This is a genomic window from Paenibacillus albidus (genome assembly GCF_014644435.1).
GTDB classification, from domain to species: Bacteria; Bacillota; Bacilli; order Paenibacillales; family Paenibacillaceae; genus Paenibacillus_AQ; species Paenibacillus_AQ albidus.
In genome coordinates this window covers 25,049-38,408 of sequence record NZ_BMKR01000027.1, presented here as the reverse complement: position 1 = coordinate 38,408, position 13,360 = coordinate 25,049, and the positions used below count along the sequence as shown (strand labels likewise).

The following is a 13,360-nucleotide window of genomic DNA, read 5'->3' as shown; positions in this document are numbered from 1 at the left end:
CAGTATACAAGCGAATTTGCGAAAAACGCTACGGGTTGTGCTCAGCGTGTTAAATGTGGTTGGCCTGCTGGTGCTTGTGCTGATCTTCGCCATGCCGTTTGTTTGGATGATCTCCACATCGTTGAAGACCATGCCGGAGACAATGATATTTCCGCCGGAGTGGATACCGAAGAACCTGGTTTGGCAAAATTACGCCGATGCCTGGAACACGGGACCGTTCCTGAGCTATTTTGTGAACAGCGTCGTTATTTCGGTCGGCATACTCATTCTTCAGATGCTGACGATTATTCCGGCCTCCTATGCTTTTGCACGTTATAAATTCAGAGGATCGAACTTTCTGTTCGGCATCGTTATGGTGACATTGATGATTCCTGCCCAGTTAATTTTTCTTCCCGTCTACCTGGAGCTGAGCGCCTTCAAACTGCTTAATACACATCTTGGCCTCATTCTTCCCTTTGCGTCGAGCGCCTTTGGCATCTTTCTGCTGCGGCAAGCATTCAAGCAAATCTCGGATGAATTGCTTGAAGCGGCGCGGCTCGATCAGGCGGCTGAGTGGAAAATTATCTTAAAGATTATGGTGCCAATGGTGAAGCCGGTGCTCGTTACCTTTGCCTTATTCAGCTTCATTGCCCATTGGAATGATTACTTCTGGCCGCTCGTCATGACGACGAACGAAACGGCGAGAACGCTGCCTCTTGGCATCGCCAAGATAAGAGAAGTGGAAGGCGTGGCGACATGGAATATCCTGATGGCCGGAAACCTGATTTTGGTAGCTCCGATTCTGCTCGTTTTTTTCCTGTCGCAGCGTCAAATTATTAAAGCATTCGTGTATAACGGCGTGAAATAAAAGAACGGAAGGAGCACCCCAAGTCAGCGGTTCTGTCAGGAGGTGAAGCGATGGCCAGCCGACAAGCATCTTTAGATTGGCATAAGACCGGATTACTATTATTAACGCTGTGCTGCGCGGCTCTAACCGTATCTGCTACAAGCTTCTCTAAGTCGGAGGGTCCTTTGATCATCGCGCATCGCGGGGCATCCGGGTATGCCCCCGAGAATACAATGGCCTCTTTTGAGCTGGCCGAGCGGCTTGGTTCCGACTTCATCGAACTCGATGTGCGGATGAGCAGGGATGGGGAGCTTGTCGTCTTCCACGACAAAACGGTGGACAGAACGACGAAGTATACCGGTTATGTACACAATTATACTTTGCGGGAGCTTCATGGGATGGATGCGGGAAGCTTCTTTAGTGCAGCCTATTCAAACGAAGCCATAGTATCGCTTGAAGAAGTGATGGACCGTTTTGCGGGAAGGATCGGTATTCTCATAGAAATCAAGGACCCGCCACTGTACCCGGGGATTGAAGAGAAACTGGCTGAGATTGTGCGTCGGTATGAGCTTCCCTACGAAGATACCGCAGGCATCATCATTCAATCCTTCGATTTCGAAGCGATGTACCGTATTCACACCCTGCTGCCTGACATTCCCGGTGCCGTCCTTATCCACCCCGATCAGCACCCCTTATCGGACGAGACAATGGATAAGCTCGCATCTTATGCATCATATATTAACTATAACCATGATCTGCTTAACGAGGAAATCGCCCTGGAAATCCATAGTCGAAACCGCAAGGTAATGGCTTGGACGATACGGAATGATCAGGATATGAAGCGAATGAAAAAGCTCGGCGTAGATGGGATCATAACGAATTATCCGGATTAAGCCAAAAGGCGTAAAGCAGCCTTCCCACACTTGGGAAAGCTGGCTATACGCCTTTTTATATCAAGCTCAGTTGCTTCGCAAATGCTTGTTCACTACTCTTCAACCCAGTTGATTAATGATTGCTTTGGCAACACTTTCGGTAGATTGAGGATTTTGTCCGGTAATCAAATTTCCGTCAACCTCATAATGATTACTCCAGTCGGATTCTGCTACAAAGTTGGCCCCCGCTTGGCGCAATGAGGATTCCAGCAAGAAAGGCATATAGGCGTCCAAAGTGGCCGCTTTCTCTTCCGAGTCGGTAAAAGCTGTCACTCGTTTTCCTTGAACCAGAGGCGTTCCGTCGGATAAAGTGGCGTTGATCAATCCGGCGGGTCCGTGGCAAACTGCGGCGACAATTTTACCCGCTTCGTAAAATTCTCTCAGCAGTAATTGGAGCTTCTGGTTCCCGGGCAAGTCAAACATCGTACCGTGACCACCGGGAAGGAAAATAGCATCAAAGTCTTCGGATTTAATCTCCTCTATTGACACCGTATTTTCCAGATAGCGGACAGAGTCAAGAATCTCCTTGGGTGTGTCCGCATTTATACTGGACTCATCAATTGGCGTCTGTCCGCCGAGTGGACTGGCTACGGTGATGCGGTAGCCTTGTTTGCTGAATTCCAGATAAGGCTCAGCAAATTCGGATAGCCATAGACCGGTTGGCTTCCCGTTATTCATTTTATCCGCTGATGTAACAATGATGGCTATATTTTTTGGCATGTTGTTTCTCTCCTTTAAGGAATTTGTTTTGATGTCCCCATTGTATAGTTGGCTCAGGAATATATCCAATTAGATAATGGGCATGAAGGTATAAATATATTTATAGTTCCGAGAAATAATTATGTGCCTATTGCTAACTGAATCTAAAAGATATATAGTATATTTAGAAAGCTAAGCAGATGGGATGAATTCAAATGGCTTACTCAACGGCGTTGTCACAAGGCATTTCAATTTTACTTTATATTCATGGGATCGCGGAGGAACACTGCAATAACTTTTTATCAACGAAAGTTATTTCTGAGCAATTGAATATCCCCGTTCCAACAACAGTTAAAGTCATCCGTAACTTGAACAATGCCCGGCTAACAATTGCCAAAGAAGGCGCAAAGGGGGGCATCTTACTGGCGAGGCCTTTAGCGGAAATTACCTTATTGGATGTTTTTCTGGCCGTTGAGCCTGGAAAAGCGCTGTTTAAAATTCATACGGATGTGACGCTGCAAGGCAAGGAAGTTGATGAAGTGAAACAAAAAATCGCCGATAGTCTGCAAGCAGCGGAGATAGCCATGCAGAATCGTCTGCAAGAAACCTACTTGATTGATTTAATGGGTTAGAGAAGAGGGGATTCAGCCCCTTTTTTTTGGACTAAACTATATATATTAAATATTTAGAATATTATATATGTACATATAAATGGGGATTTTGTTTACAAGCAAATATGGAGTGATAACTGGAGGAGAATAAGAATGGATTTAGAAAACCAGAGGATAGAAGCGGTAAACGGGGTGCAAATCCCTCAATTGGGCTTTGGCGTGTATAAGCTGACTAATAAGGGTGAATTTGAAACTGCGATAAGAGAGGCTATTCGTATTGGTTATCGGCATTTTGATACCGCCAAAATTTATGGCAATGAGGAAGCGTTGGGCATCGAAATTCAAAAAAGCCGGATTCCCCGCGAACAATTTTTTATCACATCAAAAGTCTGGAATACGGATCATGGATATGAAGCCACTAAAAGGGCTTTTGAACAAACTGCTAAAAAACTAAAGGTAGAGTATCTCGATATGTACTTGATCCATTTCGCCTCACCGGACTATATGGGAACGTGGCGGGCGATGGAGGAATTGTATTCGCAAGGCAAAATCAAAGTGATCGGCGTGGCGAATTTTGAGATTCAGCACCTCGAAGAATTGCTAAAACATGCCAAGATTCCACCCATGATTAATCAGATTGAAACTCATCCGGAGTTTCCGCAGAATAAACTGCATAACTATCTCAAGGAACATCAGATTTTGCATCAGGCTTGGGGCCCACTGGGCCAAGGAAATAAAACATTATTGGCACATCCTGAATTACAGATCATTGCCCATGCACACCAGAAAACGGTGGCCCAGGTTATTTTGCGTTGGCATCTGGAACGGGGCATTATTGTTATCCCTAAATCATCAAATCCCAAGCGGATGAAAGAGAATAGTCAGATTTTTGATTTTGGGCTGAATGCAGATGAAATGGAGAAAATCAGCCGGCTAAACACCGGCAAAAGGTATGCAATTAATCCAACAGGTTATATCATAAATCCTATCTATAACTGGTTGATGAAGCTTTTTCTAAAGTAATGGTCTATATCGACATCATATTCCACATTAGGGTATTATAAAATTTTTTATTTAAGACACCTTTCGATGAATCGCATTTTTCAGGCTTTAGTGGCTGACGCTGGTTGGTTTTGGTGCTTTTTGTATACCTCTCCCCATAACATGACGGAGTCCAGGATGGGTTTGAGCTGCATGCCGACATCGCTCAATGCATATTCAACCTTTGGCGGAATTTGGGGATAAACGGTTCGGTCTACAATGCCATAGTCCTCCAGAATTCGCAGCTGCTTAGTCAAGGTAGCATGTGTAATGTCTGGAAATAAGCGTTGAATTTCATTAAAGCGCATGGTTTTTTCACTCAAAAACAAAATAATCAGCATAGACCACTTGCCCGATAAAATCTTTTGGGCACTGGTGAAGCCGCATTCTTCCAGAATTTCATTTGTATATGGCATAATCGCCACCTCTTTCGCTTAGTATCCAATGACATACTTACGCTCTAGTTATAGCGTAGAAACGCTGTAATGAAGCTTTTATAATACTATTATACGATAATATTTTATCATATGATATTTTTTGAACAACAAACAAGGGAGAGTGTGGATATGGATACCATGAGAGAAATCAGCAAAGAACAGGTGCTGGCAGCATTGCAGAACAGACATGCGACAAAAGTGTTTGACTCGGCCCGGTTAATAAGCGACTTGGATGCTCAGTATATTTTGGAAGCAGGCAGATTGTCGCCAAGTTCCATCGGCCTTGAGCCGTGGAAATTTGTCGTGGTGCAAAATCGCCAACTTAGGAATAAGCTCAAGCACTTAGCGCTTGGGGCACAGGGACAACTGGACACTGCCAGCCATTTTGTTATTATTTTGGCCAGAACAAATGTTCAGTATAATTCACCTTATGTGCTGGATCATATGAGACAAGTACAGCAAATGCCGGAAGAGGTTGTACAATATATATCCGGTGCTTTAAAGGATGTTCAACAAGTGCGCGGCTTGCTGGACGATGAGCGGCTGCTGTATGAGTGGTCTGCAAAGCAAGCATATATTGCATTAGGCAATATGATGACGGCTGCAGCGTTAATCGGCATTGATTCATGCCCAATTGAGGGATTTGATTATGCGGAAGTTGACCGCATACTGGCAGATGAAGGCCTGCTGGAGAACGGAAACTTTCAAAGTGCTGTTATGATGGCGTTAGGCTACCGGCAAGAAGAGCCGAAACGTGCCAAAACGAGAAGTGATATGGAAAAGCTTGTAGCATGGCGCTGATAGGAGAGCCCTGTAAAAGTCATACCTTGGTATAAAATGCAGATCGAATTGATAAACAGATACCCCTAAATAAAAGCAGTCCATCCTCCAAGGGTGGGCTGCTCTTGCTCTGTTAACTTCACCATCCGTTGTTTTACCAATGATCTTAAAACCGGCAAGCTCTTTCAAATGTTCGAGCAAGCGAATCATAATGAAATCTCACCCATGAGCTGCCGCATTTTTTCGATTGTGCCGTCTTGGTGCGGAACGTGAATCGATACGATAAGATTTGGATTCTCCAAGGATTGAAAGGATACATGGTCGAAATTCAACATGCCTAAGTTCGGGCAACGCAAAGCTTTAGGGCCGTCGATGGCTTCTCTCACATCATGGGTTTCCCAAAATTCCCGGAATTCAGAGCTGGCCTTGGATAAAGCCTCGAACTGCTCGGACCACCAGGGATCGTCTATATAACGGGCATAACCGGCATGAAATTGTGCTGCAATGCGCCGGGCGTGTGGTTCCCATTGATCTCCTTTGAGATACCGAAACTGTGCTGAGGTAAAAGTCATCCAGACGAAATTCCGCTCCCGCTTCGACATGACGGATAAATCGCCGTTTAGAACGCAGTAAGCAGAATTCCATGCGACGATGTTCATCCGGGTGTCCATGATGCAAGCAGGGGAGGTGCCAAGACCATCCAGAAAACGTTGCAGTGTCTCGCTGATGGTGGAAGCCTCCTTAGCCTGTTCTAAGGGCAGTTCCTTGCGGGCCAAAGAAAAAATATGCTTGCGTTCGGATGCATCAAGCATCAACACATTGGACAATCGTTCGAGGACTTCGGTGGACACATTAATGTGGCGTCCCTGTTCCAGATAGGTGTACCAATCTACTCCTACTTCCGCTAACATAGCAACTTCTCCACGGCGGAGCCCAGGAGTACGTCTGCGTCCGTTATAAGGCAACCCGACTTGCCCGGGTGTAATCCGTTCTCGGCGAATCCGCAAAAAACGGGCCAGTTCTTGATAACGATCCAATGGGGGTATCGACATATATATTTTTCCTTTCGTATAAGCTTCATAAGAAGAGTAGGACTGCCAATCCCAGGATAACCACATCTCTTCCAGAGAAATTTGGTTCTATGTACAATAGCTTATGTCATCCTTTGACAAAAAATCAATTATAGAAATGATCTTTTTGATCATTGAATTGGAGGTTTAATCATGTACGAGCATATTGTTCTATTTAAATTCAAGGGAAACGTTACGACGGAACAAAAAGAAGAAATAATCCAGACAGTAAAAACCTTTAAAGACTGTATTCCTGGAATTATCGAACTCAGCGCAGGCATCAATGTTACTGAAGAAATTGAGAATATGAATGGATATAGCTTCGGTATTCGGGTTACATTCCAAGATGAGCAGGCGAGCAAGGACTACTTCCATCACCCGCTCCATCAGCAATTTTTGCAAAGTGTAGGCGGATGGATTGAAAGTGTCATTGTCGTGGACTACCCGATCATTTAAAGCTGCTGTTTATCTGTTAGATTTGGTGGTAATATTGATTCATTCCCAATATTATCTATAGAAGGAGTTCTCTATGAAACAAACCAATCTTACAAGATCCATAGCCGCCGGTCTCGGCTCCATCCTGTTCTTAACGAGTGGCCTGCTTGCCGTATCCGGCGTCTTCCCGCAACGGACAGAAGCAGCGGTGGTGAAGTCTTCTGCCTCATTCGACTTGTTTGAACAGAGAGTGAAGAAGCCATCTTCACTTGGTCTGGCCCAAGCCACCTTAGTCAACCGTATTGATGAAATGACAGCCACAGAGGCTAGTCTGGCGGTCCTGCATCTAGAAAATGCGCTGAAAGCCTATCTGCCCACAGCAACCAAACGGATGAATACGCCGGCCATTCAAAAAGATATTAAGAGTATTTATACACCAGGCATGCCGATGGTGCTGGCCCGCTCCAAGGTGAAGCAGCCCGGAACCCGGGTTGTCCTGCAGGACTTATTTTATATGGACTATAAGCTAGAATCAGGCGGCGGCTATTTTTATCCGGTTATTCAATACAAAAGCTTCAAAGTGTTCAAACCTTATGTCACCAAAGATCTGCAAGCCTATATCGAGCTGATGGCTGCCGAGTCAGAGCAACCGTCTGCGGTGAACGGAACTTTACTGATCGACTGGTATAAGGTCGTGGAAAGGGCTTTGCAATATGAGGAATTTCTGAAAACCTATAAGATCTCTAACCGTACAACGGCTGTTAAAGAAGCTTTTGGCGTAGCGAAGATGTATGTATTCTACGGCACCAAAAACACGCCGCTGTTCGACAATAAAACACAGATAATGAATGAGAAAGCAGCAATAGCTTATGAGAATACATTGGCGGAAGCAGGGCCCGATCAGACCGAGGCCAGCCCTTTGCTGACACAGCTGGGTGATTTCCTGGTGCTGCTGGAGAAGAACGGAGATAAGAAAACTCAGGCTGTCAATGACTTTTTGAAATCTATTTGATACAACAACCCTAGGAGATGGACCGTTCCCTGACAGGGAGCGGTCTATTTGTGACACAACAACGTTTTTTGATAAAAAAGTCTAAGGGAGAACAATGTTCGCTTTTCTTTTTCCATACATCAATTGCATGGGACTCCAGGCTTAAGAAAATATCATCCTCTTCGTCTTCGGCAATTTCATCTTCTGTAACCGGTTCATTCAGAAATCCGGGGAACCTTCGCTCCCGCTCACCCATGGCCTGAACAAAAGCCGACCATTCTGCAGCAACGTTGCCCATCGCTCATCAGTAGTAGTCTTCTTTTCCTATATAAAAAGGATGGAAGAGGGAAATATCACAGTAAAAGGGAGTGATTACAGTTACAATGTAAGCGTTATCTAAATGCTGTTGTACATTTTTACGCAAAGGAGGAGAGAAAAGGTTGAGCTTAAACAAAGTTTCCTTTAACCTGCTTGTGTTTATGGGGCTCGGCATTCAGTACGCTTTAATGCACCTGTTTTCAGCAGGTGAAGCCATAGTGATTTCATCTGCTGAACTTATTCTTTACATGTTAATCACCTTTGCCGGGCTAGGCAGATTTTTCAACCGGAGAAGACGGGCGCTGGGCGAGCCAGGCTGCGGGTCGGCGGGACTCTTTTTCAGTGTGCTGTGGACAGTGTCGCTCTGCTCACAGTTCCGGAAGGAGAGTTACCCTGACGCGCTGACGGTGATCAATTCGCTTGGTGTGTCCACCGCCGGGCTGGTTCTGCTTGTCGAGATTATTGTATTGTTCAAGGCTTGAGGTTCATATTCTTTCTGGTTACCCCCGTTTCATAGTTGCGAAGCGGGGGTAGCTGTGCCTATACACTGCTTTCTTTGCCGAGAGGAATGTCCGTATCTGCTTTACTCATTGACTTCCCTATCCGGTAATTGTGATACATAACTGTCGGACAGGTGGAGGAGCTTCAGCGCACGATTGAATTCATCTTCTGTGGAATGAAGCGGTTTGTTGCCGTCACCGGACAAGGTATAATGCTGGCCGTCCTCGAACCCGCTGCCGGATAAGAACAGCTCTTCGTTATTAACGAATGATCCGGTCGGCAAATAATAGCGCTGTGGCAGCAAATTATAGGCTGTCTGATTCAATAAATCCTGCCCAAAATGAATATGGTCATGAAGGGGAATTCCCAATAAATTCGCTACAGTCGGTAGAATATCAACCTGTCCGCCCAATTGATTCTTAACGCTTGGAGTCGCAACCCCGCCAGAGGCAATGATCAATGGAATATTGATCAGATCGCGTTCCGTATATTCATGGTCCAGAATTTCCGCCAATAAGGCGTTATCTTCATCTTTCAGCGAGAAAATAGGTAGTCCGCGATGATCGCCGTACAGTACGACTAAGCTGTCATCCCATACACCGTTCTGCTTGAGTTCTTCGATGAACTGGCCAAGCGCGTAATCAGCGTAATTCTGGGCACGAATGTAATCACCAATGAACGTTCCCTCGAATCGTTCCGGCAGTTGCATGTGGTATTTGTTCTCCGGAATTGAGAACGGATTATGCGAGGACATGGAAATGACCTGTGAATAGAAAGGCGAATTGCCTTCATTCATTCGGGCCAGTTCTACGGATGTCTTCGAATACAGAACTTCATCGGACGCTCCATAAAACACGGTGTCGTTTTCGCCAAAAAAGGCTTTGTCATAGTACCGGTTAAATCCCAGTGCATTGTACAGCTCACCGCGGTTCCAGAAGTCAACATCATTTGTATGGAAAGTGGCGGTGTCGTAACCTTGTTCCTGCAGCAGTCTGGGTAAGCTTGGAAGTTCTTTGGAAGCGTACATCTCCGTAGCCGCGCCATCCGGCGGAACATAAAAGGAAGTGTTCACGATAAATTCGGCATCGGAGGTGTTGCCTTGCCCGACCTGTTGAAAGAATCGGGGGAAGTAGGTACTACTGTCCGCAAGCTTATTCATATTCGGTGTAATTTCCTGTCCATCGATCGACAAATGGATTAAGAAGTTCTGAAAGGACTCCATTTGAATAATGATCAGGTTTTTTCCTTTGGCAGCTCCAAATAAAGCCGGTTTGAACTGAAAGTGAACGCCTTTTGTTTGATTAATGACGGATTGTGTTATTTCGGAGAACTCGATTTGCTCTTCCTCTTGATCCGCAAGCAGGGCGTAAGCTTCGTAATTCAGAATGCCCATTTGCTCGGCCTGGATGGTTTCATTCATACTGGCCTGGTTCGGGAAGATATTCATCATACATATCGCCAAGGATATACAGAACAAGCCAGCGACCGCCTTCCGGTTGCCAGGGCGTGACATGGATTTCTTCCAGGCCAGCGCTTTCTTCCGGCTGAGCATAATCAGGCTGATGATAATAATATCCAGAAAAAAAAGCATATATTGAGGGTGGATGCCCGCAAAAATACTCTTCTTGACGGCTCCTACTTGCTTGGCCTGGCCAAGCACCTGAGAAGTAGCAATAATGCCAAAGTGATTATGGTAGACTATCAAGGAGAAGAACAATAAAGTAATTAGAAGATTAACAAGCATATAGATGGCAATCTTCCGTTTCGTGGCGAACCATTCAATCATGCAGAAGATTAATAGTACAAAAGGAATTTCTTTGAACCATGTACTCCAGCTTGGCCCGTCATCGAACAAGTAGAACCAGGCAAAATAACTTTTTGCAAGCATAATAAAAGAGAAAAATAGTATGGATCTTTTACTGAGTGTGCGTGGTGCCTTCAACCGCATTGCTGATGCGCATCCTTTTCTTTTACTTAGTTCCTTCTATTACATAGAAGGTTTCCTCATCAACTATAACAGATTTAATGAACCTGAAATGTCTATTCATAAGATCTTCAATCTTCCTCCGTTATTCACGGCGGATTGAACAAAGTCAGGATGATAACGTCTCAAACCTCGGTGGTTGCTGGGTAACAGGATATTTAAGTGAAATAACTGGCCGTTCCGTGAGGAGCGGCTTTTTTGGTTGTATAGGAAATTATCAATACCAAAAAATGTGGATATCTAGGAAGCTTCAGATGATATAGCAGTGCAGGAGGATTGGGCTCCATCAACGGAGTGAAGCGGACAGAGAAGAGCTTATTTTGTGAAAAAGTGTGCTTTCCTGGTGAATTCGGACTCAGGAGCCGTTATATCGTTCGATTGGGCCTAGAATGAGGGGAGATAGGACAATTAGCGGAATCTCTGTCCGTTTATCCTGCTGAATAGACGAATCCTCCCCAATAAGGGATTTCCTGTCCGCATCAGCCGCGGATAGATCGTGAAGGGACCTCATCATGTCCGTAGAGGCACCCACGCACAATCGCACGGTTAACAATGCATGTCCTAACCACGCTATATGGGCGAGAGTTGTGCACGTTGTACAACAATGTGAGCTCTAAGCAAGCCAAATGACGATAATCTTGCCTATTGTACAACAATCCGGGCCTCGTAAGCTCCGAGTTGTTATTCACCCGTAGGGTGATGTTGATCTGTTCCTACGTCCTGGGACCGAGACATAAATGGTCTTGCAGACCGTTAAGCGGCTCATGGGATTGGGATTATAATGAAGCAGCACCGAAGGAATACATACCCTATTTATATTTAGTTTAAACAAAGTTGTCAAGGAGGAGTAGCAAGTGAATCAAACAAAAACAGAACCGCACAATGGGGAATGGGCCATCGAAGCGCACGGGCTCGTCAAGGTATTTGGAAACAACCGCGCGGTGGACGGAGTGGATCTTAAAGTGGCTACCGGTTCGATCTATGGTGTGCTTGGTCCGAATGGAGCGGGGAAAACTACCGCGATTCGAATGCTGGCGACCTTATTACGCCCGGATGCAGGTTCAGCTAAGGTCTTCGGGCATGACGTGGTGAACGAACCGCATATCGTACGGCAATTGATCGGAGTGACCGGCCAGTACGCATCCGTCGATGAGTCGCTCAGTGCCACCGAAAATCTGGTGATTTTCTCCCGGCTGTTAGGTCTGGGGCGCGCCGAGTCCCGGCGTAAGGCAGCGGAGCTCTTGGAGGAATTCGGGCTGACCGAAGCGGCCAAACGTCCGCTCAAAAACTTCTCCGGCGGCATGCGCCGGCGGCTGGATTTGGCCGCAAGCCTTATTGCGCAGCCACCGCTCATTTTCCTGGATGAACCGACTACCGGTCTGGACCCGCGTACACGCAACCAAATGTGGGATACGATCCGGCGGCTTGTCGAATCGGGTTCAACCGTATTGCTGACAACGCAGTACCTGGAAGAGGCCGATCAGCTGGCTGACCGGATTGCGGTGATTGATCATGGCCGGGTGGTTGCCGAAGGCACAGTGGATGATCTGAAGTCGTCTATCGGCACCTCGTCGCTGCAACTGAGAGTGCAGAATCTGCAGGACATGGAGCTTGCCCGTCAGACCGTCGAACGGGTGCTTAAGGTGCAGTCCGCAGTATCGGCGGAAGCTGCCAAGATTTCTGCCCCGATGGGCAATGCGGATCAAGTCACGGACCTGTTGCTCGCTCTCCGGGAGGCAGGCATCCCCTTGTCTGAAATGAGTGTGCAGAAACCTACCCTTGACGAAGTGTTTCTGACCCTTACGGGCCATGGTGTACAGGAGGACGCAGCCAAGGTGTCCGGTAAATCGAACAAAGTGGAGGGGCAACAATATGAGTACATTAATTAAACCGGGCGCCGAGCGCCGTCTCAAAAACCATTCCAGCTTCGGTCAGGCGGTGCGGAATTCACTCACGATGGCTTACCGCGGTTTGCTGAAAATCAAACGCACACCCGAGCAACTGTTTGATGTAACGCTTCAACCGATTATTTTTACCCTGATGTTCACCTATATCTTCGGTGGGGCAATTTCAGGTGATGTAATTAATTATTTGCCGGTCATCATCCCGGGTATCCTTGTGCAGACGGTGATCACGACTTCAATTGTTACAGGTGTCCAGCTGCGTGAGGATATGGAAAAGGGCGTATTCGACCGCTTCAAATCATTGCCTATTTCAAGGATTGCTCCACTGGCGGGTGCTCTGCTGGCTGATACCGTCCGTTATACGATAGCAACTGTGCTGACCTTCATCATGGGGTATTTGATGGGCTTTCGTCCTGAAGGCGGGATCGGGTACGTAGCCATCGCTGCGGTTCTTGTGATTGGATGTTCCTGGGCCATCAGCTGGATCTTCGCTTTCTTCGGCGTCATTGCGCGTACGGCTTCCAGTGTGCAAGGAATATCCATGATTGTGCTGTTCCCGATTACCTTTCTCTCCAATGCTTTTGTACCGGTCAATACCATGCCTGATTGGCTCCGGTGGTTCGCAACAATCAACCCGATTTCCCACCTGGTTACGGCTGTCCGGGATCTTGTCAATAATGGAACGATGGGCTCAGATCTGTTATATTCGCTTATTGGCGCCGCTGTTGTCGTGGCAATCTTCGCACCGATTACAGTCCGCGCTTACATGCGCCACACGTAACGGTAAATACCAATCTATATAAGATACGATTAGGCAACTCCTCCTGACGG

Annotated in this window: 15 protein-coding genes; 10 read left to right on the top strand and 5 right to left on the bottom strand. The window is 46.4% G+C overall.

Annotated features, from left to right (window positions below; translation table 11 throughout):
* Nucleotides 1–16 precede the first annotated feature (16 nt).
* Both IEY53_RS24265 and IEY53_RS24260 read left to right on the top strand, forming a co-directional pair.
* Nucleotides 17–847 carry a carbohydrate ABC transporter permease gene (locus IEY53_RS24265; RefSeq protein ID WP_373293924.1) on the top strand — a complete coding sequence of 277 codons (831 nt, stop codon included), beginning with the start codon at nucleotides 17–19 and terminating at the stop codon, nucleotides 845–847.
* 50 nt (nucleotides 848–897) lie between these two features.
* On the top strand, nucleotides 898–1,719 hold the full coding sequence (locus IEY53_RS24260) for a glycerophosphodiester phosphodiesterase (RefSeq protein ID WP_189029620.1): 822 nt from the start codon (nucleotides 898–900) through the stop codon (nucleotides 1,717–1,719).
* 99 nt (nucleotides 1,720–1,818) lie between these two features.
* Here the strand turns inward: IEY53_RS24260 and IEY53_RS24255 are convergent, their stop codons facing one another.
* Nucleotides 1,819–2,478: a type 1 glutamine amidotransferase domain-containing protein gene (locus tag IEY53_RS24255; protein ID WP_189029619.1), complete on the bottom strand. Its 660-nt coding sequence runs from the start codon at nucleotides 2,476–2,478 to the stop codon at nucleotides 1,819–1,821.
* 194 nt (nucleotides 2,479–2,672) lie between these two features.
* On the opposite strand from IEY53_RS24255, the gene IEY53_RS24250 reads away from it, so the two are divergent.
* A complete protein-coding gene (locus tag IEY53_RS24250) occupies nucleotides 2,673–3,089 on the top strand; it encodes an RrF2 family transcriptional regulator (protein WP_189029618.1) in 417 nt (138 codons plus the stop codon).
* Nucleotides 3,090–3,221: 132 nt separating this feature from the next.
* The gene (locus IEY53_RS24245) at nucleotides 3,222–4,091 is read left to right on the top strand and encodes an aldo/keto reductase (RefSeq protein ID WP_229696321.1); all 870 of its coding nucleotides are present in this window, start codon (nucleotides 3,222–3,224) and stop codon (nucleotides 4,089–4,091) included.
* A gap of 80 nt (nucleotides 4,092–4,171) precedes the next feature.
* On the opposite strand, the gene IEY53_RS24240 is transcribed toward IEY53_RS24245, so the two are convergent.
* Nucleotides 4,172–4,525 (bottom strand): winged helix-turn-helix transcriptional regulator, encoded by a 354-nt coding sequence (locus tag IEY53_RS24240; protein WP_189029617.1) that lies wholly within the window; start codon nucleotides 4,523–4,525, stop codon nucleotides 4,172–4,174.
* Nucleotides 4,526–4,675: 150 nt separating this feature from the next.
* On the opposite strand from IEY53_RS24240, the gene IEY53_RS24235 reads away from it, so the two are divergent.
* On the top strand, nucleotides 4,676–5,347 hold the full coding sequence (locus IEY53_RS24235; protein ID WP_189029616.1) for an NAD(P)H-dependent oxidoreductase: 672 nt from the start codon (nucleotides 4,676–4,678) through the stop codon (nucleotides 5,345–5,347).
* A 185-nt stretch (nucleotides 5,348–5,532) separates the two neighbouring features.
* Here the strand turns inward: IEY53_RS24235 and IEY53_RS24230 are convergent, their stop codons facing one another.
* Entirely contained in the window at nucleotides 5,533–6,363 is an 831-nt protein-coding gene (locus tag IEY53_RS24230) for a helix-turn-helix transcriptional regulator (protein ID WP_229696320.1), read from the bottom strand.
* Nucleotides 6,364–6,549: 186 nt separating this feature from the next.
* Here IEY53_RS24230 and IEY53_RS24225 point away from each other — a divergent pair, with 186 nt between their 5' ends.
* Both IEY53_RS24225 and IEY53_RS24220 read left to right on the top strand, forming a co-directional pair.
* A complete protein-coding gene (locus IEY53_RS24225) occupies nucleotides 6,550–6,852 on the top strand; it encodes a Dabb family protein (RefSeq protein WP_189029614.1) in 303 nt (100 codons plus the stop codon).
* 73 nt (nucleotides 6,853–6,925) lie between these two features.
* Nucleotides 6,926–7,843, top strand: coding sequence for a hypothetical protein (locus tag IEY53_RS24220; RefSeq protein ID WP_189029612.1), 918 nt, complete (start codon nucleotides 6,926–6,928; stop codon nucleotides 7,841–7,843).
* A gap of 10 nt (nucleotides 7,844–7,853) precedes the next feature.
* Here the strand turns inward: IEY53_RS24220 and IEY53_RS24215 are convergent, their stop codons facing one another.
* The gene (locus IEY53_RS24215; RefSeq protein WP_189029610.1) at nucleotides 7,854–8,120 is read right to left on the bottom strand and encodes a hypothetical protein; all 267 of its coding nucleotides are present in this window, start codon (nucleotides 8,118–8,120) and stop codon (nucleotides 7,854–7,856) included.
* 142 nt (nucleotides 8,121–8,262) lie between these two features.
* Between IEY53_RS24215 and IEY53_RS24210 the strand changes: the two genes are divergently transcribed.
* Nucleotides 8,263–8,622 (top strand): hypothetical protein, encoded by a 360-nt coding sequence (locus IEY53_RS24210; protein WP_189029608.1) that lies wholly within the window; start codon nucleotides 8,263–8,265, stop codon nucleotides 8,620–8,622.
* A gap of 101 nt (nucleotides 8,623–8,723) precedes the next feature.
* Here IEY53_RS24210 and IEY53_RS24205 read toward each other — a convergent pair whose 3' ends face one another.
* Complete coding sequence (locus tag IEY53_RS24205; RefSeq protein ID WP_189029606.1) at nucleotides 8,724–10,589, bottom strand: LTA synthase family protein; 1,866 nt, start codon at nucleotides 10,587–10,589, stop codon at nucleotides 8,724–8,726.
* Between the two features lie 890 nt (nucleotides 10,590–11,479).
* Here IEY53_RS24205 and IEY53_RS24200 point away from each other — a divergent pair.
* A complete protein-coding gene (locus IEY53_RS24200) occupies nucleotides 11,480–12,514 on the top strand; it encodes an ATP-binding cassette domain-containing protein (protein WP_189029604.1) in 1,035 nt (344 codons plus the stop codon).
* Entirely contained in the window at nucleotides 12,498–13,310 is an 813-nt protein-coding gene (locus IEY53_RS24195; RefSeq protein ID WP_189029602.1) for an ABC transporter permease, read from the top strand. The genes IEY53_RS24200 and IEY53_RS24195 overlap by 17 nt, the downstream gene beginning before the upstream one ends.
* Nucleotides 13,311–13,360: the final 50 nt, after the last annotated feature.